The 24,924-nt window shown below is 70.4% G+C and carries 18 protein-coding genes; 9 read left to right on the top strand and 9 right to left on the bottom strand.

The window, feature by feature from the left end; translation table 11 throughout:
* Positions 1-41 precede the first annotated feature (41 nt).
* Positions 42-863, top strand: a complete 822-nt coding sequence (locus JW592_RS29830) for an SAM-dependent methyltransferase (protein WP_209268373.1) — start codon at positions 42-44, stop codon at positions 861-863.
* A gap of 87 nt (positions 864-950) precedes the next feature.
* On the opposite strand, the gene JW592_RS29825 is transcribed toward JW592_RS29830, so the two are convergent.
* Complete coding sequence (locus tag JW592_RS29825) at positions 951-3,995, bottom strand: glycoside hydrolase family 2 TIM barrel-domain containing protein (protein ID WP_209268372.1); 3,045 nt, start codon at positions 3,993-3,995, stop codon at positions 951-953.
* 116 nt (positions 3,996-4,111) lie between these two features.
* Here JW592_RS29825 and JW592_RS29820 point away from each other — a divergent pair, with 116 nt between their 5' ends.
* A complete protein-coding gene (locus tag JW592_RS29820) occupies positions 4,112-4,879 on the top strand; it encodes a hypothetical protein (protein WP_229377085.1) in 768 nt (255 codons plus the stop codon).
* Positions 4,880-5,032: 153 nt separating this feature from the next.
* On the top strand, positions 5,033-5,833 hold the full coding sequence (locus JW592_RS29815) for an SGNH/GDSL hydrolase family protein (protein WP_209268371.1): 801 nt from the start codon (positions 5,033-5,035) through the stop codon (positions 5,831-5,833).
* Positions 5,834-5,891: 58 nt separating this feature from the next.
* Here the strand turns inward: JW592_RS29815 and JW592_RS29810 are convergent, their stop codons facing one another.
* Positions 5,892-7,274: an SWIM zinc finger family protein gene (locus JW592_RS29810; RefSeq protein ID WP_229377084.1), complete on the bottom strand. Its 1,383-nt coding sequence runs from the start codon at positions 7,272-7,274 to the stop codon at positions 5,892-5,894.
* Complete coding sequence (locus tag JW592_RS29805) at positions 7,271-10,309, bottom strand: SCO1167/SCO6262 family helicase (RefSeq protein ID WP_209268370.1); 3,039 nt, start codon at positions 10,307-10,309, stop codon at positions 7,271-7,273. Before JW592_RS29805 ends, JW592_RS29810 begins: the two co-directional genes overlap by 4 nt.
* Before the next feature lie 245 nt (positions 10,310-10,554).
* On the opposite strand from JW592_RS29805, the gene JW592_RS29800 reads away from it, so the two are divergent.
* Positions 10,555-10,737 (top strand): tail-anchor membrane protein, encoded by a 183-nt coding sequence (locus JW592_RS29800; protein ID WP_209268369.1) that lies wholly within the window; start codon positions 10,555-10,557, stop codon positions 10,735-10,737.
* Between the two features lie 138 nt (positions 10,738-10,875).
* Here the strand turns inward: JW592_RS29800 and JW592_RS29795 are convergent, their stop codons facing one another.
* Complete coding sequence (locus tag JW592_RS29795; RefSeq protein WP_209268368.1) at positions 10,876-11,661, bottom strand: hypothetical protein; 786 nt, start codon at positions 11,659-11,661, stop codon at positions 10,876-10,878.
* Positions 11,662-11,828: 167 nt separating this feature from the next.
* On the opposite strand from JW592_RS29795, the gene JW592_RS29790 reads away from it, so the two are divergent.
* Positions 11,829-12,770 carry an oxygenase MpaB family protein gene (locus JW592_RS29790; RefSeq protein WP_209268396.1) on the top strand — a complete coding sequence of 314 codons (942 nt, stop codon included), beginning with the start codon at positions 11,829-11,831 and terminating at the stop codon, positions 12,768-12,770.
* An 11-nt stretch (positions 12,771-12,781) separates the two neighbouring features.
* On the opposite strand, the gene JW592_RS29785 is transcribed toward JW592_RS29790, so the two are convergent.
* Positions 12,782-13,399 (bottom strand): class I SAM-dependent methyltransferase, encoded by a 618-nt coding sequence (locus tag JW592_RS29785; protein WP_209268367.1) that lies wholly within the window; start codon positions 13,397-13,399, stop codon positions 12,782-12,784.
* 377 nt (positions 13,400-13,776) lie between these two features.
* Here JW592_RS29785 and JW592_RS29780 point away from each other — a divergent pair, with 377 nt between their 5' ends.
* Together JW592_RS29780 and JW592_RS29775 are read left to right on the top strand one after the other, a co-directional pair.
* Positions 13,777-14,169 carry a roadblock/LC7 domain-containing protein gene (locus JW592_RS29780; protein WP_209268366.1) on the top strand — a complete coding sequence of 131 codons (393 nt, stop codon included), beginning with the start codon at positions 13,777-13,779 and terminating at the stop codon, positions 14,167-14,169.
* Positions 14,170-14,270: 101 nt separating this feature from the next.
* Entirely contained in the window at positions 14,271-15,266 is a 996-nt protein-coding gene (locus tag JW592_RS29775; protein ID WP_209268365.1) for a DUF6397 family protein, read from the top strand.
* An 82-nt stretch (positions 15,267-15,348) separates the two neighbouring features.
* Here JW592_RS29775 and tesB read toward each other — a convergent pair whose 3' ends face one another.
* Positions 15,349-16,269 (bottom strand): acyl-CoA thioesterase II, encoded by a 921-nt coding sequence (tesB, locus tag JW592_RS29770; RefSeq protein WP_209268364.1) that lies wholly within the window; start codon positions 16,267-16,269, stop codon positions 15,349-15,351.
* A gap of 52 nt (positions 16,270-16,321) precedes the next feature.
* Positions 16,322-18,850 carry a DEAD/DEAH box helicase gene (locus JW592_RS29765; protein ID WP_209268363.1) on the bottom strand — a complete coding sequence of 843 codons (2,529 nt, stop codon included), beginning with the start codon at positions 18,848-18,850 and terminating at the stop codon, positions 16,322-16,324.
* 175 nt (positions 18,851-19,025) lie between these two features.
* Between JW592_RS29765 and JW592_RS29760 the strand changes: the two genes are divergently transcribed.
* Positions 19,026-19,820, top strand: a complete 795-nt coding sequence (locus tag JW592_RS29760) for a metal-dependent hydrolase (RefSeq protein ID WP_209268362.1) — start codon at positions 19,026-19,028, stop codon at positions 19,818-19,820.
* 146 nt (positions 19,821-19,966) lie between these two features.
* Here JW592_RS29760 and JW592_RS29755 read toward each other — a convergent pair whose 3' ends face one another.
* Together JW592_RS29755 and JW592_RS29750 are read right to left on the bottom strand one after the other, a co-directional pair.
* Positions 19,967-21,826, bottom strand: coding sequence for an ABC transporter ATP-binding protein (locus tag JW592_RS29755; RefSeq protein WP_209268361.1), 1,860 nt, complete (start codon positions 21,824-21,826; stop codon positions 19,967-19,969).
* Positions 21,823-23,820, bottom strand: a complete 1,998-nt coding sequence (locus JW592_RS29750) for an ABC transporter transmembrane domain-containing protein (protein WP_209268360.1) — start codon at positions 23,818-23,820, stop codon at positions 21,823-21,825. The genes JW592_RS29755 and JW592_RS29750 overlap by 4 nt, the downstream gene beginning before the upstream one ends.
* 205 nt (positions 23,821-24,025) lie before the next feature.
* On the opposite strand from JW592_RS29750, the gene JW592_RS29745 reads away from it, so the two are divergent.
* Positions 24,026-24,913 (top strand): L,D-transpeptidase family protein, encoded by an 888-nt coding sequence (locus tag JW592_RS29745; protein WP_229377082.1) that lies wholly within the window; start codon positions 24,026-24,028, stop codon positions 24,911-24,913.
* Positions 24,914-24,924: the final 11 nt, after the last annotated feature.

The raw sequence follows: 24,924 nt of genomic DNA, 5'->3' as shown, positions 1-24,924 counted from the left end.
ACATCTCGGGCCACGCAGCACGGCCCGTACAGACCGACGAGATGGAGAAGCACGTGTCGGAGGCTGGTTTCAGCCCGGAGCAGATAGACACCACCAGGCCGCACCCGGCCCGGATGTACGACTACTACCTCGGGGGGAAGGACAACTACGAGGCGGACCGGGACGCGGCCGAGAGAATTCTGACCGCCCTGCCCGACGTGGGCATCACGGCCCGCAGCAACCGGGATTTCATGCACCGCGCCGTGCGGACGGTCGTCGGCAGCGGTGTCCGCCAGATCGTCGACATCGGCACCGGTATCCCCACCTCGCCCAACACCCACGAGGTGGCCCGGCAGGTGGATCCTCAGGTGCGGGTCGCCTATGTGGACAACGACCCGATCGTGGCGGCCTACGCGGGAGCGAAGCTGACCAACTCCGGCAACGCCGGTTTTGCTCTCGCCGACATCCGCGAGCCCGCAGAAATCCTCGACCACCCGGTCACCAAGGAGCTCATCGACTTCGACGAGCCGGTGGCACTGATGCTGCTCGCGGTGCTGCATTTCGTCACCGACGAAGAGGGCGCCTCGGACATCGTGCGTACGCTGACCGAGCGGCTGCCGGCCGGAAGCCATCTGATCCTCAGCCATGCCACCCCGGACTTCAACCGGAACGACGGCTTCGGCAAGGTCGCGAAGGTCTACAACGAGGAGTCCACCGCCAGCGCCCAGTGGCGCACAGGGGAGGAGATCTCCGCCTTCTTCGAAGGGTTCGACCTGCTGGAGCCCGGCCTGGTCCAGCTGCCGCTGTGGCGGCCGGACGGGCCAGTGCCCAGTGGCGCGAGTCTCCGGCAGCACATGGGATACGGCGGCGTCGGGGTCAAGTGACCGTGAGCGGGCCGGTGGGATGCCACCGGCCCGCCTGTTCCGGCCGCAATGGGCGGTCACCTCCTCGAGGCGGCCCCGGTCACCGGGTCAGGTCTCCCGAAAGGTGAACCCGAACTCCACCGGCCGCGCGGCGAGCCGGTACTGCGGCAGCACGCCGGGCCCGCAGGACTGCGAGCCGATGCCGTGCATCGCATGATCGAGGTTGACCCACACCGTCTCCCCGGCAACCAGATCGGTGGTGTGCTCGGCGGCGTCCAGGTGCTCGCTCGTCCAGCGCCGCGCCGTGAACCAGCACATCGCCCCGTCCGCCTCGATCCGCAACCCCGGCCCCCGCGCACCCCGTGTCAGTTCGGCCCAGCGGACACCCGGCCGCGCACCGTTCTCCTGCGGCCGCACGTAGGGCGTCTGCAGGGCGTCCACCGTGCTGCGCCACAGACCTGTGCGCGCCGCCGCAGCGGTGTCCGGGTAGCCCTCTCCCGGACCGCCGCCGAACCACCTCACATGACCGTAGGCGGACGGCAGCCCCAGCCGCACGCCGATCCGGGGCAGCGGGAAGTCCCAGTCGCCCTCCGGGTCGACCGTCACGGCCAGCCGCAGCCGGTCCGCCGCCCCCGTCCACCGGAAGGTGGTGCACAGCCCCAGCGCGGAGGCGGCAGCGGCCACCCGGGTGCGGACGACGAACGCCTCGGGCGTGACCTCCACACTGTCCGTGCGGTGCCGCATCCGGTGCAGCCCGTGGTGCCGCCACAGCGGGCCGTGCCGCACGTCCGGCTGGAAGGGCGCTCCGTCGTCGTTGTCGGTGGTCGCCCGCCAGACGTCCAGCTGCGGCGCCCGGAGCGGGATGCCGCCCAGGCGCAGCAGGGCGCCACTGTCGGCGGCGAAAACCGCCGGCCCGAGCCGAACGTGCCCACCGGCGCCCTCGCGCCTCTCGTGACCCTCCTGGGCGTCGTCGTGGCGTGGTGCGGCGGGGGCCGACGGGAGGGTGGCAGCCGGGGGGTACTCCGGCTCGGCGGCCCGCAGCTGCCCCCAGGCGACCGGGTGCCCGGGCTCGCCCCAGGCGGTCCGTCGGGCAAGGACCGCGCGTACGGTCCACCACGCCTCGCCCGACCGCACCGTCTCCGGCGCCGAGGGCAGCGGCAGTTCCACCGAGCCTCCCGGCGGAACCGGCCCCTCGGGCAGCGGCAGCATGCCGCCGCTGACCTGTTCGCCCTCGATCTCGTACGACCACTCGAGAGCCAGGTGGGACAGGTCGAGGAAGTCGTGCTCGTTGCCGACCACCACGCTGCCGGGTGCCGCGCCCGGACCGATCCGGACGGGCTCGATGACCTTCTTGTACTCCACCAGCCCGGGGGAGGGCGTGCGGTCGGGAAACAGCAACCCGTCGCACACGAAGTTGCCGTCGTGCACCTCCTCACCGAAGTCGCCTCCGTAGGCGAACCAGGTCCGGCCGTCCTCGGTGCGGCGTGCGAGCCCGTGGTCGATCCACTCCCACACGAAGCCGCCCTGACAGCGCTCGTAGGTCTCGAAGAGCCGCTGGTAGTCGCTCAGCCCGCCAGGGCCGTTGCCCATGGCGTGCGCGTACTCGCACAGGATGAACGGCAGGGAGCGGCGCCGTACGTCCAGCTCCGCATCGTCCAGTGCCGGCTCCTTGATCTGACCCACACGCTCCACATCGGCGTGCGGCAGGTACATCCTGGAGTAGAAGTCACTGTCAGGGCAGCTGTGGTCGCCCTCGTAGTGGAGCGGCCGGGAGGGGTCCCGCTGCCGGATCCAGCAGGCCATCTCCGACAGACCAGCCCCCGTTCCGCACTCGTTGCCGAGCGACCAGACGACGACGCAAGGGTGATTCTTGTCCCGCTCCACCATGCGGGCCGCGCGGTCGAGCAGAGCAGGCGTCCACCGGTCGTCTGCCACAGGGTTGCGCGGGTCTCCCAGTTCGACGAAACCGTGCGTCTCCAGATCACATTCATCCACCACCCACAGGCCCAGCTCGTCGCACAGGTCGAGGAAAGCAGGGTGCGGCGGATAGTGGCTGGTGCGTACGGCGTTGATGTTGTGCTGCTTCATCAGCACCAGATCCCGCCGCATGGTCTCGTGGTCCACCGCGCGTCCGGTCTCGGGGTGGAACTCGTGCCGGTTGACCCCGCGCAGCAGCACCCTGCGTCCGTTGACCTTGAACAGCCCGTCCACGATCGTCACGGTGCGAAAGCCGATCCGCAGGGCGATCCGCTCGCCGCCGACGGCCAGTTCGGCGTCGTAGAGGCGCGGAGTCTCCGCGGTCCACGGCTCCACCTCCCCGGTTGCCGTCTCACCGGTGCGCAACTCCCAGTCGAGTTCCGGAACGGTGACCCGCCCCGGCTGGTCGCTCTCGACGCGCAACGTGCCACGGCCTGTGGCGTGGTCGTAGTCCGCGTGCACGGTGTGGTCGTGTGCCGCGCCGGCGGGGCGGTGCAGCAGGGTGACCTCGCGGAAGACGCCCGGCAGCCACCACATGTCCTGGTCCTCCAGATAGCTTCCGGCGGACCACTGGTGCACCCGGACCGCCAGCACGTTGCCGCGTGGCTGCAGCAGCGCGCCGACCGCGAACTCGTGCGGCAGCCGGGAGCCCTGGAAGGTGCCGAGCTCGTGCCCGTTCAGCCATACCCGGGCGCACGACTCGACTCCCTCGAAGCGCAGCAGCGTGTCACCGGCGTCCCTCGTACCGGGACCGTCGGCCCGCGCTTTGTCGTTCCCTGCAGGCAGCGGCCATTCGTCGGGCAGGTCGAAGGAATGGCGGTGGTCCCCTGTCGGGTTCTCCTGTGGGACGCGAGGCGGGTCGACAGGGAAGGGGTACCGCACGTTCGTGTAGGCAGGCGCACCGTGTCCGTGGAGCACCCAGTGGCACGGTACGGGCAGTTCGGCCCATGCGGCGTCGTCGTAGTGCGGCTCGGCGAACGCGTCGCCGTGCAGCTCGGCTGCCGGGGAGAGGCGGAACTTCCACGCCGTACCGGTCAAGGTGAGACGGCGTGCGTCTGAACCCGGTGCCCAGGCGCGCGGTGGCAGGCATCCGGTGCCCGGGGAGACGTCCTCGTAGTACGGCACAGTCGGGGAGGCCGTGGACGAAGGCGGACCGGCCGGCGGGGAAATGCTCATGCGTCTCCTCGGTTCCTGTTGGTTCTTGTTGTTTCCTTCCCACCAACAGCCGCTTACGCATACCTGGTTGGTAACCCGAATGCGTACGGTGAGCGCGACATGACACAGTGGCATCCATGACGATGCCACCGCCGCCGAACCAGCCCCCTGCCGGTACTCCACCGCCCCCCGGGCAACCGCCGGGTGGATTCGGGCCTCCTGGTTCAGGCGGCTTCGGGGCTCCGGCACCGGGTGGCGGCTGGCCGCCTCCGCCACCGCCCGGGGGCGGCAACAAGGGGAAGACGATCGCGGCGGTCGTCGCGGCGGCCGTCATCGCTGTCGCGCTCATCACGGCATCCGTCGTCTTCCTGACCAGAGGCGACTCCGGCAACAGCGCTTCCGGTGACGGCAAGCCCTCCACTCCGCCCTCGGCTTCCTCGGGGGAGCCGAGCGCCACCCCGTCCGACGAACCGTCCGAGGACGGCGACGCCACCGACTTCCCCACCCCGGGCGAGGACGACGACCTACCGTCCAACGAGCCCGAGGACGACCCCAGCGAGGTGCCGCTGCCCTCCTTCCTGCTCCGCGTCGGCGACTGCTACGACCGCTCCGAGGAGCGCGAGGGAGCGGTGCTGACCCGTGACTGCGACAAGTCGCACGACGCCGAGGTCGTCAGCCGCAAGAAGCTCTCCGGCAGCTACAGCACCGATGCCGCCGTACGGCGCAAGGCCGACTCGCTGTGCCGCACCTCGCTGCGCAACAAGGCGGCCAAACAGCCGCGAGGGACCGTTGGCGGGACTCTCATCTCGTATCCCAAAGCACGGAACGCGGGGAAGAGCCTCAGCTACGTGACCTGCAGTTTGACGGCCGGCAAGGGCAAGAAGCTGTCCAAACCGCTGGTGTGAAGCACACTGGCCGCACGCTCCCCTGAGTCTCAACGTCACGTTCTCCGCGCGTAGTTGGACCTTCGAGATTGGCATGGACGCATCGGTCGCGGGGTAAATCCGCCGCGACCGATGTGACAGCTGTTCCTTTCGTGCCTATCCCTGAGAGGCCCCATGAAGCTGCGCAGATGGGCGTCCACGGCCACAGCCGTTGTCGTCTTCCTCGGACTGTCCTCCCTCACCGGCGCCGCGACCGCATCCGCCGAAGACACCGCAACCACCGGCTACGTGGCCCTCGGCGACTCCTACTCCTCCGGAGTGGGCGCCGGCGACTACGAGGGAGGCGACTGCAAGCGGAGCGCGAACGCGTACCCGAAGCTGTGGAGCTCCGCCAACTCCCCCTCCTCCTTCGACTTCACGGCGTGTTCCGGCGCGCGCACCGGCGACGTGATCGCAAGCCAGCTCGGTCCCCTCAACTCCTCGACCGGCCTGGTGAGCATCAGCGTCGGCGGCAACGACGCCGGATTCGCCGACACCATGACGACCTGCGTGACCCAGGGCGAAAGCGCCTGTCTCGCGAGCGTCCAGGAAGCCCGCAACTACATCAACACCACGCTGCCCGGCAAGCTCGACACCGTCTACAACGCCATCACCCAGAAGGCGCCCTCCGCGAAGGTCGTCGTGCTGGGCTACCCCCACATCTACAAGCTCGACGGCGACTGTGTCGTCGGTATCAGCGAGAAGTCCCGCGAGGCCATCAACGCGGCGTCCGACGACCTGAACGATGTCACCGCCAAGCGCGCGGCGGATCACGGGTTCAGCTTCGGTGACGTACGCCCCGCCTTCTCAGGACACGAGATCTGCTCCGGCAACGAGTGGCTGCACAGTGTCACCTTCCCGGTGGACGAGTCCTACCACCCCACCGCTGCCGGACAGTCGGGCGGGTATCTCCCGGTCATGGAGAGCCTCGCCTGACGGACACGGACCACGCCCGTGCCGCCGCCCTGTCCCTGGGGCGGCGGCACAGCGCGTTTCACCCCGCTTGGCCGCCCGGCTCGTCTTCGTCGGCCAGCGCGACCGCCAGCGCCGCTGCCGGGTCCCGCTCCGGGCCGCCTGCCGGCCACCACGAGCGCCGCTGCCTGCGATAGGGCCACCACCGGCCGTCCGGTCCGTAGCGGAGCTGAGCGTCTCTCCCGACTACCGTCCACCGTGCGCCCGACGCCCGCAGGTCGGCGCCGGCATTCTCCTGGCCGAGGGACCGCTCCAGTTGTTCGCAGGCCCGCTGGAGCACCTCAGGCGCCGGTGACCAGTCCTCCGCCAGAACTGTCAGCGCGTCCGCGCCGCCCAACTCCCAGGCACGCACCGCCACCTCCAGCTCCGTCCGGCTTCGGCCGCACCCCTCGGCCAGCCGGGCGGTCACGTCGGGCCCCGGCCGTGCCGCCGCGAGCCGCACGGCGTCCTCCCAGACCGTCAAAGGGCGCGGCAGGGGGCGAGCGCCGTGCCCCGGTGCGACCGCCGCCGCGAGCATGCGGCGAGCTGCTGCGGCGGCGTCCGAGGCCAGGAAGGTGAGCGCGTCGGTATCCAGGCCCGGCGCACCCCCGGTGCCACCCTCCAAGGCCGCGATCCGGCCTGTCCCGATCACGGGCGAGGGCTGCTGGGGGAGCGGGGGCAGCAGCATTCCCAGCGCGAACGCCTCCGCCGCGTCCACTCCCTCGGACCCTTCCTCCCCGCCGGACGCCTCCCCGGTGTGCCCTGCGGTCCGAGCGGCCGCCCGTGCCGTGCTGCGCTCCTGCAGAGCCTCCAGCAACTCGCGCTCCCCCCGGCCGCGCAGCAACAGCAACGCGAAGGGATCCTCGTCCAGCAGCCGCGCCATCTGGTAGCTGAGCGCTGCTGTGTGCGGGCAGTGGTCCCAGGCTCCGCAGGCGCACTCGGGGTCGAGATCTCCGATGCCCGGCAGCAGTTCCAGCCCGACGTCCGCGGCGTCCTCGACCAGACGGGGCGGCATATCGCGGTCCAACAGGGCGGCGATATGGCCCGCCTGCTCTACGATCACCTCCAACAGCCGGTCCCACTCGTCCTCGTCCAGCTCGCGCAGCAGAACATCGGCCCGGGAGGGCGTCCTGTCGGAACCGAGCACCACGGCCGTGATGCGCCCGGGACGAACGGAAACGGCCCCCACAGCCCCCTGCCGAGCGAAACTGCGGCCCAGCCGGAGCTGTTGGCTGTCCAGCGCCGTCTCCTCGAGCGCCTTCAGCCACGTCTGCCCCCACCAGGTCCGGGCGAAGCCACGGCCGTGGGCGGGCGGCAGCGGCGCGAAGACCCGCTCGCGGTCACCGGCGCTGCCCGGGCCCCTCGCACCGCTCGCCTCGGCCCCGGCGTCCTCCTCGGTCTCGTGCACCGTCCACTCCTCGCTCATCGCTCCACCATCCGCAGCTCGACGAGTTCGGCCAGCTCCGCGTCCGTCAGCTCGGTCAGCGCGCTCTCCCCGGAGCCGAGAACGGCATCCGCCAGGGCCTGCTTGCGCCGCAGCATCTCCGCGATGCGGTCCTCGATCGTTCCCTCCGTGATGAGCCGGTGGACCTGCACAGGCTGTGTCTGGCCGATGCGGTAGGCGCGATCGGTCGCCTGCGCCTCGACCGCGGGGTTCCACCAGCGGTCGTAATGGATGACATGACTCGCCCGGGTGAGGTTCAGTCCCGTTCCGGCGGCCTTGAGGGAGAGCAGGAACACCGGTGCGACGCCCTCCTGGAAGCGGCGCACCATCTCCTCGCGCCGTGCCACTGGTGTGCCGCCGTGCAGACACTGGCTGGCCACTCCCCGGGCGGCCAGATGACGTTCCAGCAGACGTGCCATTTGCACATACTGGGTGAAGACCAGCACGCTCGCCTCTTCCGCCAGGAGAGTGTCGAGCAGCTCGTCCAGCAGCTCCAGTTTTCCGGATCTGCCCGGAAGCGCCCCGTCGTCCTCCTTGAGGAACTGCGCGGGGTGGTTGCAGATCTGCTTGAGGGACGTGAGCAGCTTGACCACCAGGCCGCGCCGCTCGATCCCGTCGGTGCCGCGCAGCGCCTCCAAGCTCTCCCGCACCACGGCCTCGTACAGTCCCGCCTGTTCGGTGGTCAGTGCCACCGCGCGGTCGGTCTCGGTCTTCGGGGGCAGTTCGGGGGCGATGCCGGGATCGGTCTTGTGTCGTCGTAGCAGGAACGGCCGTACGAGCCGCGCCAGCCGCTCGGCCGCCACTGGATCACCGCCCTCGGCCGCGTCGGCGTAGCGGCTGCGGAAGGTGCCGAGACGGCCAAGCAGTCCCGGAGTCGTCCAGTCGAGGACTGCCCACAGCTCTGAGAGATTGTTCTCCACCGGCGTGCCCGTCAGTGCCACTCGGGCCCGTGCGGAGAGTGTGCGCAGCGCCTTCGCGGTGGCGGCGAACGGATTCTTCACATGCTGGCCCTCGTCCGCGACGACGATCCCCCACGCCTCACCCTCACCGGGTGCCAGCCGGTCGGCGTCGAGCCGCATCGTGCCGTAGGTGGTCAGTACGAACTCTCCAGGACGCAGGCCATCAAGACAGCGCCCGGGACCGTGGTAGCGGCGCACGGGGGTGCCTGGCGCGAACCGCTCGATCTCCCGCTGCCAGTTGCCCATCAGCGAGGCGGGACACACCACCAAGGAAGGGCCGGAGGTCTCCTCGCTCTGTTGCCGTCGCAGATGGAGCGCGATCACCGTGATGGTCTTGCCCAGCCCCATGTCGTCGGCGAGACAGGCCCCGAGCCCCAGCGAGGTCATCCGGTGCAGCCAGTCCAGACCGCGCAACTGGTAGTCCCGCAGCGTCGCCTGCAGCGCGGCGGGCGGAGGCAGCGGCGGCTCCTCGCGACGCTCCGGGTCGGACAGCCGTTCCCTGAGCGCTTCCAGCCAGCCGGTGGCCTCCACCTCGACCTGCTCACCCTGCTGCTCCGCACTGCCGGTGAGAACGGAGTTCAGCGCTTCGAGAGTGCCGACCTTGCGGTCCTCGCGCTGTCGGGCGGCGCGTATCTCCTCCGGGTCGACGAGCACCCACTGGTCGCGAAGCCGCACCAGCGGTCGGCCCGCTTCGGCCAGCCGGTCGAGCTCCGCCCGGGTCACCTCCCGGCCACCGATGGCGAAGCGCCATTCGAAGCGCAGCAGCGCGTCGGGAGAGAGGTGGGAAGGAAGCTGGGAACCGGACCGGTCGGCACTGCTTCCGCTGCGCGGTTCGGCTTCCTCCCCGGGGCCGATCACGGCGCGGGAGGTGAGAGAGCGCGCGAAATCGCGCGGCCAGTGCACTTGGACACCGGCCGCCGCCAGGGCGCGCGGGACCGCGGTGCCCAGCAACTCGGCGATCTCCTCGTCCGCGAGGTCGATGGCGTCCGGCACGGCCGCCGAGAGCAGGGGAGTGAGAGCATCCCAGGCGGCCGCCGCCCGGCGCAGCGCCAACAGCGCCTCAGTTCGCGCCCGGGGGCCGAACCGCTCGGCGAGCGGCGAGTTGCCCGCCCACACCTCTGCCGCGTCAGCGATCAGTGTGCTGTCGGCAAGGGCATGCACCTGCAGTACCCCTCGAAACACGGGGCTATGGCTGCCGCGCAGCTCAGTGCCACCCCGCTGGGCGGGCTGTTCAGTGACCTCCGGCTCGGTGGCCTGCGCGGTGTCCTGCTCGTAGTCCTCTCCGGACGGTGAGAGAGCGCCGCCGGAGAGGTGAAGGCCGGTGCCGGAAGGCGGAAGACCCTCGATCTCGATCCGGAGCGACAGCCGGACCCCGGCATCGATGCCGGCCGCCACCTCGGTGGCCCACTCCCGTAGCTGCGGAACAGCGAGCGGTTCGTCGCCGACGAAGGGGCTCGCTCCCGCCGCGAGCGGTGCGGCCGGGGTGCGCGGGAGGCCGTCGGCGACGGCGTCCAGAAAGGCGCGTACCAAGGGACGGGGTCCGGGCATACGGAGCGAGCCGGGACCGGGCAGCGGTACGGCGTGGGCCTCCGGCGGCATCGCTGCGGCCAGTTCCGCCACCGTGGTGCTGTCGTCGTCCGTGAGCGGGCCCAGCCGCCAGGCGTCATAGCCGGCGGGGCTCAGCCCCGGCAGCAGTCGTCCCTGTGCGGTCAGCCGCAGGGCGAACAGTACGGCGGCACCCCAGAAGGCCGCTGTGGGCTCCGTGCCGTCCTCCTCGCGTGCGGCGTACGCCCTGGTGAGCACCGGAAGGACTGTCGCTACGGGCAGCGTGACGGCGGATACGGTACGTGTCTCCACGCCGTCGTCGGTGGGCAGGACGACAGTCAGCTCGACGGTTTCCGGACAGCCGTGCGGGCTGTCGGGTGCTGTCCCGTACTGCGCGGGGAGCATCCCATCGGGGAGCGAGGGAGTGCCGTCGCGGCGCCAGAAGGCGATCTTGGATCGGTGTGGCGGGTCTGCGGGCAGGAACACGGCCACATGGTGGGTGAGCTGGGACATCCAGGAAGTGCTTGCCAGGGTCTCGGCCACAGTGCTGATGCATTCCTCAAATTTGACTAGTCGGAGCGAGCGGTCGAGGGTACCTCATGCTGAGCCGGGATGTAGCGCACTCCGAGGCTGCCGACCTGTGCCTGAGCAGCGTGCGGGGAACCCGCCGCGCCCGAATGGCGTTCAATGGAGTGAGAGGCGGAGCTACCGGACTGGACAGCAGATGGGTGCCCCGCAGGTGCGGAGGAGGTACCGAGATGACCAATCGAGCAAAGATCGCTGTCGGCGGGGTGGCGGTCGGGCTCCTGCTGTGGTGGCTGACGTCCTTCTGGATCGCCCTGCTGGTGATGGTGGGAGTGCCGGCGGTCGCCTATCTGGCGCTGGACCCCTCGCAGCGGCGCAGGCTGCGCAGAGTCAGCCGAAAGGAAATCGGCCGCTAGGCTTCCCGGCGCGTGCGGGCTGCGCGCCTGCGGGCTGCGCGGGTGCGGTATGGCTGCGGCCGCAGTGCGCTGTGGGGTGGCGGCGTCACTTTGGGGCCTCCGGGCCGAGGCCGGTGCACCGGCGGCCTCGATACGGCGTCACGCGGCCGGACGCACCGCGATGCCGTCGAGAGCCGTGAGCAACTCGGGCAGTTCGCGCCCCCGGCCCACCGGACGTACCTCGCCGGGCGCCTCGTCCAGCAGCACGAACGCGATGTCGTCGGTGCGCGCGACAACGCTCCACCCGGGGCCGTCCGCGCGCAGCGTACGGGCGTCACCCGAGGCGAAGGCGGACCGTATCCGCCCGGGCGGCGGAGGCGAGTCGAGGTAGTTACGCACCTCCTCAAGGACGCGTCGTACCTGGGCGTCGGGCTCCTCCCCCGACTCCACGAACTCCACGTTCTCCTCGAGCTGTGCCCGCCACTGTGCCCACTGGAGGGCGATCTCATCGGCACCGAGTCGCCGCTGGGCGGGGCCCCAGCCGGAGGTGTCCGGGGGCGAGAGCACCGGGCCGCTCCCGGCAAGGTCCCCCTCCAGCACGGGATCGTGCGGCTCGGGCAGCCCGGGCGCGGAGACGGCCAGATCCAGCGGCCATCCAGGCAGCGCCGCCACCACATCCCGCTCGTCGGGGGAGAGGTCGGCCTCCATGCCGCAGTCCCACGCGGCGATGGCACAGGCCACCTGCGTCACGTCCTCGGTCACCACGGTCCAGCGCGCGCCGGTACCGTCCTGCCCCAGCACGAGCCCATACCCCTCGGCATAGGGCTCCAGCCGCAGCACAGCGCAGGCCGCGGGATAGTCGTCCCCCAGCACACTCGGGAACTGCGCGGGCGTCAGCAGCACGGCAGTCAGCACATACAGCGAATCTTCCTCGTCCGCGGCCACCGGTGACCTCCCCTTCCTGGCGGATCTCGGTGACGATAGCCCTCGGAACGCATCCGCGACAGATGGAACGGGTCCGCGAGGGGCAGCCGAAATGTCTCCGTGACAGACGGCGAAATGTCCACGTGACAGACGAACGGACTCCAGGACACGCCAAGAGAGGGGCACCAGTGCCGCGCTACGACCGGCTGAAGCACATCCTCCGGCTCGACCCGGAACGGGACTCGCATGAGATCTACCGCCTGATCGCGGCCTACGAGTTCCCCTGGGACTTCACCCGTGCTCTGGAGCTCGCGCTGTACCGCACCTACGCGGTGCCCAGCATCGGCAGCCTGCTCGCCCGCACCGCGGAGCTGACGGACCGCTCGCAGAAGCGCTACGACGACACCGCGCTCCTCTTGGACGCCGTCGTCGAGCACGGTTTCGACAGCCGGCAGGGGCGCACGGCCATCCGGCGGATCAACCAGATGCACCGCGCCTACAACATCACCAACGACGACATGCGCTACGTCCTGTGCACATTCGTCGTCATGCCCAAACGCTGGCTCGATGCCTTCGGCTGGCGCCGTCTCACCCACCACGAGCTGCGCGCCGTGAGCCACTACTACCGCACACTCGGGCAGCACATGGGCATCAAGGAGATTCCTCGCACCTACGAGGAGTTCGAGGACTGCCTCGACACCTACGAGGAGGCCCATTTCGGGTGGGACGAGGGGGCGCGGAAAGTCTCCGATGCCACCTTGGATCTGATGGCCTCCTGGTATCCGCGCCCGCTCGCCCCACTGGTGCGCGGAGCCAGCCTGGCGCTGCTGGACGATTCGCTGCTGAAAGCCTTCCGCTACGCCCCGCCCACACCCCTCGCCCGACGGCTGACACGAGGTGCGCTACGGCTTCGCGCGCGGGGCGTGCGGCTGCTGCCACCACGCCGTCGGCCGCACCATGCGCGGCAGAACCCGGAGATCAAGAGCTACCCCGGCTACCCGAAGGGCTACCGGATCGCGGACCTGGGAACGTTCCCGGCCACGCGCCCAGTGGGAGCCCCAGCTTGTCCTGTGCCGCATCACTTGAACGAGGAGTGGGGCCACTTGAACGAGGAGCGGGGCCGGCCCTGAAACCGGACGTCTCACCGTGCCTCCCGCTCCGCGAGCGCAAGATAGCGCTCATCCTCGTCCACATAGGACAGCAAGCGCCAACCGGTGGTGGCCAGCAGCGCGCGCAACCGCGGTTCTGCCCTGATGTCGTCCGAGGTGATCTGCTTGCCCTGCCGGGCTGCCAGCGCCGCCCGGCCAACCGGGTGGAAGAGCGCGAGCGAGCCCTGCGGGCGAACTACGCGTGCCAACTCCCGCAGCCCGCTCTCCGGGCCGGGAAGGTGTGAGATGAGGCCGGCTCCGAACACGGCGTCCAGACAACCGTCCCGCAGCGGCAGCTGTGAGACGTCCGCGAGAAACAGGGCATCAGCGGCGTCCCGCCGGCCGGCCCGGGCCACCTCCTCCAGCATCGCCGGGGTGAGATCAGCGCCCAGAACCGTGCCGCCCGGGCCCACGACTGCGCGCAGCGCGGGCAGCGCACGTCCGGTGCCGCACCCCGCGTCGAGCACCGCGTCGCCTGGCCGCAGGCCGATGTCGTCCACGGCCGCTGCGAACGCGGGACCGTCGTCGGGGAACCGGGTGTCCCAGCGGGCGGCACGCTCACCGAAGAAAGCGCGGACCGCGGCCCGGTCCGCTGCCAAGTCGTGTGTCATGGTCCTCATTCTCGTGCCTTCTCGACGTGTCACTCTACGGCTGTCTCCGCAACTGGAATGACTGCTGGGACGCTTGGCGAACGTTGCGGAGTGCACAAGCACTGCTGCGGCACCAGGATTCGCTGCCATGGACTCGGCATCTCTGCTTCTCCGCCTGCGCGACGAGCCGTCTCGTCCGGGGGGCCTTGATCCCCGGCCCTCGGGCGAGGCGAGTGCGCCTCGCGGAGACCAGCGCTAACGGGCACCATTAGGCGATGCGGTTGTGACAGGTGCGACAGGGGAGTAACTGTGCGCAACAGATCAGGTCCCCATGGTTGCTCACCGTACTCTTGTGGGTAAGGGTGGCACGGCGGATGCCGAGGAAAAGGGGGCGCGGGGTGGCACTGAACACGGGACTCGACTGGTTGCTGGACGACCTCACGAAGCGGATCTCGTCGGTCCGGCACGCGCTGGTCCTGTCCAACGACGGGTTGGTCACCGGGAGCAGCCACGATCTCGAGCGGGAGGACGCCGAGCACTTGGCCGCGGTCTCCTCCGGCCTGCACAGCCTGGCCAAGGGGTCCGGCCAGCACTTCAAGGCCGGACGGGTGCGCCAGACGATGATCGAGTTCGACGAGGGGGTGCTCTTCGTGATGGCCGCGGGGGACGGCAGCTGTCTGTGTGTCCTCGCGGAGTCCGAAGCGGACATCGGCCAAGTCGCGTACGAGATGACGCTGTTGGTCAACCGGGTCGGCGAGCACCTGGGGCTGGCCGCGCGAAACGGCAACTGACCTGCGGATTCGCAAGTTATCCACAGGCTCGCCGGGATTCTCGGCAGCGGGCTATCGTCGTTCTCACGCAAGGTAGTCGAGAATCGACGGGGGATGACGAGATGGGACCCAAGCCCGTGGACCGCCGCGCGCCGGGGCGATTCCGCAGCGCGGCCGATGTAGCACCTCGCACCGCGGCCAAAGAGCTCGGGCTGCGACTGAGGGAGTTCGATCTGGCGGTGCGGATCGAGCAGGTACGCACCGTGCCGGGGGCGCCGGGCGGACCCCGAAGGGTGCCGCGCCAGGAGCTGGAGCGGATCAAGGCAGCTCCGGACTTCCCGCGCGGCCTGCGCGAGCGGCTGCGCGTCATGGGGGCGAGCGAGGCGTCGGAACTGCTGGACATCAGCCCCTCACGCTTCGCCCGGCTCGCGAGGGCGGGTTGCTTCCACCCGGTCGGCTTCTACGTGAACCGGTACCGCACGGTGGTCTGGCTCTATCTCGCCGACGAACTGCGGGACTTCGCGGACAACAGCCCGGCACTGCTCATCGGACGCCTGCCCGCGGGCATGCGGACCCGGCTGGAGGCCGGCACCGACGAGCGAGCCCGCCGCTGGCGGGAGAGGCGGGTCAAGCAGCTGGCCCGGCACACCGACAGCCATTGGGAGTGTGCTGCGGCAGCGGCGAGTGTGCTGGACGATGCGACTCTCGCTCGGGCCGTCCCCGACCCGGCTGAGCGCTCTCGGCTCATGGTGCTGCGCCCGTGTCTGCACGAAGTACGCAGCGCCTCGCATGCCACCCGGGAGATCCTCGGAGAACTCTGCCGGGCCGAGGGTGAGGAGGAGATCCGCTGGTACCGCTTCCTGCTGGACGCCGAGCTCGAGACAGCGAGGACTGCCGACGCGGTCGCGGCCACACTGGCCGGCCGAGGCCCTGCCGTTCCGGGGGTGGCATCCGGCCCGGGAGAGGGCGGCGCTCGGTCTGCGCCGGAGACGGGCACGCGGCCTGACCCCGGTATGGCACGGCCGGTCGCAGGGCCACCCACCGTCCCGGTTCCCCGCCGACGCTGGTCCCTCCTGCGCCGCCGCCGGTCGAAGACCACCGCCCGTCCCGCCGGATGAACTGGGACAGGCGTCGCGAGCCGTTCCGGGCCGGGGAGTCCCCGCGGACCGGGAGACCGGGCCCGATGACGGGGCGAGGTGTTCAGGAGGAGGACTGCTCCCGGTTCTCCTGAGCGGGGGATGCCTTCCGCTCCGGGCTGTGCGCACGGAACAGCCCTTCCTGCATCACGGAGACGATCAGTCTCCCCTCGCGGTCGAAGATCTGGCCTCGGGCGAGCCCCCGCGCACCCGTGGCGATGGGTGACTCCTGCTGGTAGAGGAACCACTCGTCGGCGCGGAAGGGCCGGTGGAACCACATGGCATGGTCCAGCGAGGCGGTGTCGAAGTTCCGCTGCCCCCACAGCGGCTCGATGGGGAGGCGCACGGCGTCGAGCAGGGTCATATCGCTGGCGTAGGTCAGCGCGCACGTGTGCACGAGCGGGTCGTCCCCGAGCGACCCGATCGCACGCATCCACACCGCGCTGCGCGGCTCGACCCCTTCCAGCTCGGAAGGGCTCCACCGCAGCCGGTCCACATAGCGCAGGTCGAAGGCCTGCCTGCGGGCCATCCGCTCCAGCGGCACGGGCAGTGAGCCGAGGCGCTCGCGGATCTCGTCCGCGAGCTGCGGCAGGCTCTCCGGCTCCGGCACCCGGGGCATCGGCAACTGGTGCTCGAAACCGGGCTCTCGTACATGAAAGGAGGCGGTCAGATTGAAGATCGTGCGACCCTGCTGGACGGCGACCACGCGGCGGGTGGTGAAGGACCGCCCGTCCCGGACCCGCTCCACCTGGTACACGATCGGCACACCGGGGATGCCGGGACGCAGGAAGTACGCGTGCAGCGAGTGCACAGGACGCTCCTCGTCCACCGTTCGGCCCGCCGCCACCAGCGCCTGCCCGGCCACCTGCCCGCCGAAGACCCGCTGGAGCGACTCGTGGGGGCTCCGGCCCCGGAAGATGTTGAGGTCGATCTCTTCGAGGTTCAGCAGGTCGACAAGGCGTTCGGCAGGGCTGGGCCCGGTCATCTCGTCCGTTCCTTCCTCACGTCCAGGGCGGCCGTCACGCTGGGTGCCGCGCTCACATCGGACCCACGTCGGTCACTCTGACGACCGCACGGCCCTCCTCGTCCGAAGCCACGAGATCGACCTCGGCCGAGATACCCCAGTCATGATCGCCACGCGGGTCGGCGAAAGTCTGCCGGACGCGCCAGAGCCGGTCCTCCGGGACCTCCTCGATCCGCAACAGCCGGGGACCACGGGCGTCCGGGCCAGTGCCCAGCTCGTCGTACTCGTCCCAGTAGGCGTCCATGGCCTCGGCCCAGGCGTCCTCGTCCCAGCCGGCCTCCCCGTCCAGTTCGCCGAGCTCGGTGAACTTGTCCAGGGCGGCCAGCTCGACCCTGCGGAACATCGCGTTGCGCACCAGGACCCGGAAGGCACGCGGGTTGGCGGTGACCGGCTTGACCTGGTCGGCGCGCTCCTGGGCCTCCTCCGCCGTCTCGTCCTCGGGGTTGGCCAGCTGCTCCCACTCGTCCAGCAGGCTGGAGTCGACCTGCCGGACCATCTCCCCGAGCCACTCGATGATGTCCTGGAAGTCCTCCGACTTGAGGTCGTCGGGAACGGTGTGCTCGAGAGCCTTATAGGCACTCGCCAGGTAGCGCAGCACGATCCCCTCGGTGCGGGCGAGCTCGTAGAAGGAGACGAACTCGCTGAAGGTCATCGCCCGTTCGTACATGTCACGGACGACCGACTTGGGGGAGAGCGGGTGGTCTCCCACCCACGGGTGGGACTTGCGGTAGAGGCCGTAGGCGTGGAACAGCAGTTCTTCGAGGGGCTGCGGGTAGCTGATGTCCATCAGCCGCTCCATCCGCTCCTCGTATTCGATCCCGTCGGCCTTCATCTGGGCAACGGCCTCGCCCTTGGCCTTGTTCGTCTGCGCGGCGAGGATCTGGCGCGGGTCGTCCAGAGTCGACTCGACGACCGACACCATGTCCAGCGCATAGGAGGGCGACTCGGGGTCGAGCAGTTCGAAGGCGGCGAGCGCGAAGGTGGAGAGCGGCTGGTTGAGAGCGAAGTCCTGCTGGAGGTCGACGGTAAGCCGGATGCTGCGTCCCTCGGCGTCCGGTTCGTCCAGCCGCTCGACGATTCCCCCGTCCAGCAGCGAGCGGTAGATGGCGATGGCCCGCCGGATGTGCCGCAGTTGGGAGCGGCGGTCCTCGTGGTTGTCCTCCAGCAGCCGCCGCATCTGTGTGAAAGCATCACCGGGGCGGGCGATCACGGACAGCAGCATGGCGTGGGTCACCCGGAAGCGCGAGTTCAGCGGTTCAGGGTCGGAGGCGATCAGCTTCTCGAAGGTCTGCTGCCCCCAGCTGACGAAGCCCTCCGGGGCCTTCTTCCGGACCACCTTGCGGCGCTTCTTCGGATCGTCCCCGGCCTTCGCCAGCGCTTTCTCGTTCTCGATCACGTGCTCGGGCGCCTGGGCGACGACAAATCCCGAGGTGTCGAAGCCCGCCCGGCCGGCACGGCCGGCGATCTGGTGGAACTCGCGGGCGCGCAGTGTGCGCACCCGGTTGCCGTCGTACTTGGTGAGCGCGGTGAACAGCACGGTCCTGATGGGCACATTGACCCCGACACCGAGAGTGTCGGTACCGCAGATGACCTTCAGCAGTCCCGCCTGCGCCAGCCGCTCCACCAGCCGCCGGTACTTCGGCAGCATCCCCGCGTGGTGGACGCCGATGCCGTGCCGCACATAGCGCGAGAGGTTGCGGCCGAACTTGGTGGTGAAGCGGAAATTGCCGATGACCTTGGCGATCTCCTCCTTCTCCGCGCGGGTCGACATATTGATGCTCATCAGCGCCTGTGCCCGCTCCACCGCCTGCGCCTGGGTGAAGTGCACGATGTAGACCGGTGCCTGGTGGGTCTCCAGCAGCTCGGTCAGGGTCTCGGTGAGGGTCGTCGTGCGGTATTCGTACGACAGCGGTACCGGGCGTGTCGCCGAGCGCACCACGGCGGTGGGACGGCCGGTGCGGCGGGTCAGATCCTCCTCGAAGCGCGACACGTCGCCCAACGTCGCCGACATCAGAATGAACTGCGCCTGGGGCAGTTCCAGCAGCGGGATCTGCCATGCCCAGCCCCGGTCCGGCTCGGCGTAGAAGTGGAACTCGTCCATCACCACCTGGCCGATGTCCGCCTCCGCTCCGTCACGCAGCGCGATCGAGGCGAGCACCTCGGCGGTGCAGCAGATGACGGGTGCGTCCGCGTTGACCGAGGCGTCGCCGGTGAGCATGCCGACGTTCTCGGTGCCGAACAGCTTGCACAGGTCGAAGAACTTCTCCGAGACCAGCGCCTTGATCGGGGCTGTGTAGAAAGTGACCTTGTCCTGGGCGAGTGCGGTGAAGTGAGCTCCTGCCGCGACCAGACTCTTGCCGGAACCCGTCGGGGTCGAGAGGATCACGTTCGCCCCCGACACCACCTCGATCAGCGCCTCTTCCTGGGCGGGGTAGAGCGAGATGCCCCGCTCTTCCGCCCAACCGGAGAAGGACTCGAAGAGGGCATCGGGATCGGCGTCGCTCGGCATCTGGTCGATAAGGGTGGCTGTCACGCCCCCCATACTGCCTGCTGCCCGGTCCGATCACGGAACCGGTGGGCTGCCGGTGATCACCAGACGCTACGCTGTGTCGCCGAACGGGCGTCAGACCCGGACGGGAGCAGCGCGGGGGCGCGGGGCGCGGCCCCGGCGGCGGGACCGCGACGTATGCGACACGAAGGACAGGGCGGGGATACGCATGATGGGACCGGCGCACTCGCTGTCGGGAGCAGCTGCCTGGCTCGGCGTAGGGGCCGCGGCGGCTGCGCTGGACCATCCGATGCCCTGGCCGGTCGTGGTGGTCGGTGCGCTGCTGTGCGCAGGGGCCGCGCTGGCACCCGACCTCGACCAGAAGTCCGCCACCATCTCGCGGGCCTTCGGACCGCTCTCCCACGCGCTGTGCGGAGTGGTCGACAAGCTGTCCACTGTCGTCTACAACAGCACCCGCTCCCGAGGCGAGCGGCACCGCTCCGGAGGCCACCGCACACTCACGCACACCTGGCCCTGGGCGCTGTTCATAGGCTCCGGTTTCTCAGCGGCCGCCGCCATCTGGGATCGCTGGGCGGTGCTGGTCATCCTCTTCATCCATGTGGTGCTGGCCGTCGAGGGACTGCTGTGGCGGATGGCCCGGGTCTCCAGCGATGTGCTGGTGTGGCTGTTGGGCGCCGCCTGCGCCTGGATCCTCGCCGGGGTGCTGGAGCAGCCAGGCAACGGTGCGGACTGGCTGTTCACCGGGGACGGCCAGGAGTACCTGTGGATGGGTGTGCCGATCGTGCTGGGTGCGTTGGTGCACAACATCGGCGACGCGCTGACCATCTCCGGCTGCCCGATCCTGTGGCCGATCCCGATAGCGGGCAAGCGCTGGTACCCGCTCGGCACTCCCCGCTTCATGCGGTTCCGGGCCGGCGCCTGGGTGGAGAACGCCATACTGATGCCCGCCTTCATGGTGGTGAGCGGGGCCGGCAGCCTGGTCGCCCTCGGATTCATAGGCTGACGCGGCCCGCTCCCCGGCTGTGGGGCTCAGCGACACCCGAGCACCCGGGCCCGGCCCCACTTGAGCACCCGAGTCCGGCCACTTCCGCGGACCCGGGCCTGGCCACACCCGGGTCGCTGGGTCCGGCCGCGCCGGAAGGGCCGAGCTCAGCCGTGCCAGGAGCGCCACAGCGCGGCGTACGGGCCGTTCGCGGCCACCAGCGTTTCGTGGCTGCCCAGTTCGCTGATACGGCCGTCCTCCACCACTGCGATGACGTCGGCGTCGTGCGCCGTGTGCAGCCGATGGGCGATCGCGACCACGGTGCGCCCCTGGAGGACCTGGGCCAGGGAGCGCTCCAGATGCCGCGCCGCCCGGGGATCCAGCAGGGATGTCGCCTCGTCGAGGACGAGTGTGTGCGGGTCGGCGAGCACCAGGCGGGCCAGCGCGATCTGCTGAGCCTGGGCCGGGGTGACGGTGAGCCCGCCGGAACCGACCTCGCTGTCCAGCCCGTCGGCCAGCCCCCGTACCCAGTCGTCGGCGTCCACCGCGCCCAGCGCGGCCCAGAGCTCGGCGTCGTCGGCATTCTGCCGGGCCAGCAGCAGGTTGTCGCGCAGGGTGCCGACGAAGACGTGGTGCTCCTGGTTGACCAGCGCCACATGGCGGCGCACCTCCTCGGCGGGCAGCTCGCTCAGTTCGGTGCCGCCCAGTGTGACCTCGCCCCGGCGGGGTCCGTATATCCCGGCCAGCAGCCGCCCCAGAGTGGACTTGCCCGCACCCGACGGGCCGACCAGCGCCACACGACTGCCCGGGGTGACCTCCAGCGTGACCCCGTGCAGCACATCGACATCCGCGCGATAGCCGAACCGCACTTCGCTGGCGCGCACCTCCTTGCCGCCCGGGGCCGCGCCGCTGCCGGCCTCCTGCTCGATCTCGCGTACTCCCACCAGACGGGCCAGCGAGACCTGGGCGACCTGGAGCTCGTCGTACCAGCGCAGGATCAGTCCCACGGGCTCGACCAGCATCTGGGCGAGCAGCGCGCCGGTCGTGAGCTGTCCGACGCCGATCCATCCCTGAAGGACGAAGACGCCGCCCAGCAGCAGCACGCCTCCCATGATCAGCATGTTGCTGAGGTTGATGGCCGGAAAGAGCACGGTGCGCAGCCACAGCGTCCTGCGCTCCCAGGCCGTCCACTCGGCGACGCGGCGCTCGGAGAGCGCCACCCGTCGGGTGCCCAGCCGGTGCGCCTCCACGGTCCTGCCCGCATCCACGGTCTCGGCGAGGGCCGCCGCCACCGCCGCGTAACCGGCGGCCTCGGCCCGGTAGGCGTGCGGCGCCCGGCGGAAGTACCACCGGCAGCTGACGAACAGCACAGGAAGCGCGATCAGTACCGCCAGGGCCAGCGGCGGTGCGGTGATACACAGGGCCGCCACCAGCAGCGCCGTCCACACCAGGCCGATCGCCAACTGCGGAACCCCCTTCCGCATTGCGTCGGCGAGCCGGTCGATGTCGGTGGTGATCCGGGAGAGCAGGTCTCCGGTTCCCGCCCGCTCCAGCACGCTCGGCGGCAGTCCGACCGAGCGGACGAGGAAGTCCTCGCGCAGGTCGGCCAGCATCTCCTCGCCCAGCATCGCGCCGCGCAGGCGGACCTGCTGGGTGAAGACCGTCTGCACCACCAGGGCGAGCGCGAACAGGGCGGTGATACGGCCCAGTTGCAGCTCCTGTTCACCTGCTGCCAAGTCGTCCACCACCCCGCCCAGCAGCCGCGGTCCCACCATGGACGCGACGACGGCCACGGTGTTCACGACGATGAGCAGTGCGAAGGTACGCCGGTGCCGCCGCAGCAGTTCGCGCACGTAGGAGCGAACGGTCGCGGGGGAGCCGACCGGAAGGATGGTGAGATCCTCAGGAGCCGACGGATCGTAGTCGGGCTCCGGTACGCCGAAGTTGCGCCCCTGGGATCCCTGCGGGAGGAGTTGCCGGGGACCTCGGCGATTCTCGGGCACCGCCGAACTGCTCTCGGGGCTCATGCCGATTCGACTCCCTCGGTCTGCGCACGCTGGTGGGTCTGCGCACGTTGGTCGCGCTGGTTGGTCCGCGCCCGCACCTGCTCCCGCGACGCGTCGGCGTGGTGCTGCGGTTCGCGGGTGACGACGGCCCGGTATGCCGGGTCGGAGCGCAGGAGCTGTCGGTGGGTGCCCGTGGCCGCGACAGCGGCTCCCGGGACGAAGACGACCCGATCGGCGCGGTCGAGCAGCAGCGGACTGGAGGAGAAGACCACCGTCGTCCGGCCGGCCCTGAGCTCGGCCAGCTCACGGGCGATGCGCGCCTCCGTGTGGGAGTCGACCGCCGAGGTGGGCTCGTCCACGACCAGCACCTCCGGGTCCGTGATCAGCGACCGGGCCAGCGCGAGACGTTGCCGCTGGCCGCCGGAGAGCGACCGGCCGCGTTCGGTGATCCGGGCCCGCATCGGGTCGCCCGCCGCGTCCGGGGTGCCCTGCACCAGCGCCCCGAGGACATCGGTGCACTGTGCGGCGTTCAGCGCCTCGGCAGCGCCTATCCGGCCGGAGGAGGGCACGTTCAGCAACTCGCCGAGTGTGCCCGAGAGCAGCACCGGATCCTTGTCCTGCACGAGGACGGCGGCCCGGGCCTCCTCCAGCGGCAGGGTGTCGAGGGGTACGCCGTTCAGCAGCACGGAGGGCGGCACAGACGCGTCGGCCTGTTGCCCGGCGCTCGCATTCCCGTCCGGAGCACCGGCGGTCGCAACACCGGCGGTCGCAGCACCGACTGCCTCAGCACCGACTGCCTCAGCTCCGACCGCCGGAGCATCGGCGGCCGAGGCGGGGTGCCCACCCAGCCGTTCCGCGAGTCGCCCCGCCGCGTCCGGATCGCCGCAGACCACGGCGGTGAGCCGGGCAGCCGGGGCGTGCAGTCCGGTGAGGGGGTCGTACAGCCCCTCACGTGGTCCCGCGCCGTAGGACGCGGCCGCGCGCTGCTCGTCGTCCGCTTGCGCGCCGGGTTCCTCGCCCGGTCGCCGCAGCCCCAGCACTCGTGCAGCGCGGGCGGCCGATGGGCGGGAGAACGAGTACGACATGGCGAACTCGCCGAAGAGCTGCAGCGGAAGAAGGAGGAAGCTGATCGCCCCGTAGACCATGACCAGTTCGCCGACCGCGATGTGCCCGTCCAGCGCCAGCCGGGTGCCGTACCAGACGACGCCGACCAGCAGCAGGCCCGGGAGCGCCACCTGGAGAGCCTCGATGAACGACCACATCCGGGCCGTGCGCACGGCGGCGTGCCGCACCTGCTGGGACGCTTGCCGGTAGCGGGTGAGGAAGAGGTCCTCGCCGCCGATGCCGCGCAGCACCCGCAGACCGGCGACCGTGTCCGCCGCCAGTTCGGTCGCCCGTCCGGCCCGCTCGCGCTGAGCCTCGGCGCGCCGGGTCGCCTTCGGCAGCAGCGGAAGCACGGTCAGTGCCAGTGCGAGCATGCCCGCACAGGCCAGCAGTCCCAGCTGGGGCTGATAGGCCACCAGTGCGGCGCACACGCCCAGAGTCGTCAGCAGGGCCGCGCTGAAGCGGGACACAGCCTCCACGCACCATCCGATGCGCTCGATGTCGCCTGTGGACACGGCGACGACTTCTCCGGCCGCGACCCGGCGGGTGAGGGTGGCTCCCAGCGCCGCGGTGCGGCGGGCCAGCAGTTGCTGGATGCGGGCGGCCGCGGTGATCCAGTTGGTGACGGCGACCCTGTGCAGCATGGTGTCGCCCACCGTCACGGCGACGGTGACGACGGCCATCGCCACCCCGGCCAGGGCGAGATCGCTGCCCGAGCGGTGCACCACGGCGGTCACGGCCAGCCCGGCGACTGCGGGGAACGATGCGATGGATGCGAGCTGCAGCACCCCCCAGCCCAGGGCCTTGAGCTGGCCGCCCCACTGCTTGCGCCCCAGCCACAGGAGCAGCCGCAAGCCCGACCTCACGTCGGGAGTGCCGGGGTCGCTGTAGGGGAGGTCGCGAATCTGCATGGCCTTCCAGGGGTCTCGAAACCGCACGGATACAGGGCAGGGGCTGGTACTGGCACGGAAACTGGTGCGGGACGGTCGGGAGAGGGCATACGGGCAGGCGGCAGCAGTCCTGCGGGTGTGCGCCGATCCCACCCGGTCACCCGCCGAATGGCAACGGGTTTTTCCGTGCACCGGCGCACTTTTGGCCAATGCGAGGATGGAGGGCATGGGCATGCGTGGGGCAGTACGTACAGGCACCGGGACCGCTCGGCGCACGGCTGCGGAAGGCCGTCCGCTGGGCGAGACCGCGAACGGGATTCCACGGCACGAGGCGGTGAACGCGACCAGAGCCGGCGCACGGGCACAGGCCAGGGCCGCGCTGGTCGCCGCCGCGGGCGGGACGGTGCTGGCGCTGCTGCTGTCCGGCTGCGGCGGAAACGGTGGTGGCGGGAACGGCGGCGACCACGGCTCGGGCAGCGGGAAGAACGCGAAGGCATCCGAGCCGTCTCCGCAGGCGGAGCTGGCCAAGGACCCCACCCGGATCCCCGGCGTGGGTGACCGTCTCCAGGCGAAGATCCCCGAAAGCGCCGCGCAGGTGGTGGCCGTCGAGGGCAAGGCCAAGGACTCGGCCGACGCGACGGTGCGGCTCTACTCGAAGCACGGCAAGAAGTGGCGCGAGGACCACAGTTGGGCAGCGCACAATGGCAAGAAGGGCTGGACGCACAACCACCACGAGGGGGACAAGCGCAGCCCGGTCGGGGTCTTCACGCTCTCGGACGCGGGCGGCGTACTGCCGGAGCCGGACGCCAAGCTGCCGTACACGCAGACCTCGGCGTTCACCCCGCCCTCGTACTGGCCGAAGAAGACCCGGCACGACTTCGACCATGTGATCGCCATCGACTACAACCGTGTGAAGGGCACTTCCCCCCTCGACCCGACCCGGCCGCAGGGCAAGGCCAAGGGGGGCAGCATCTGGCTGCACATGGATCACGGCAGTGGCACGTCAGGCTGTGTGAGCCTGTCCAAGTCCGGCATGCGGACGCTGCTGCGTACGCTCGATCCGAAACAGCATCCCGTGGTGGTGATGGGCGACAAGGCGTCGCTCGAGCGCTGAGGGTACCTAGT

The sequence above is a fragment of the Streptomyces spirodelae genome (assembly GCF_017676385.1).
Taxonomy (GTDB): domain Bacteria; phylum Actinomycetota; class Actinomycetes; order Streptomycetales; family Streptomycetaceae; genus Streptomyces; species Streptomyces spirodelae.
The sequence above is the reverse complement of the archived record's forward strand: the minus strand, read 5'-3'. Positions and strand labels throughout refer to the sequence as shown.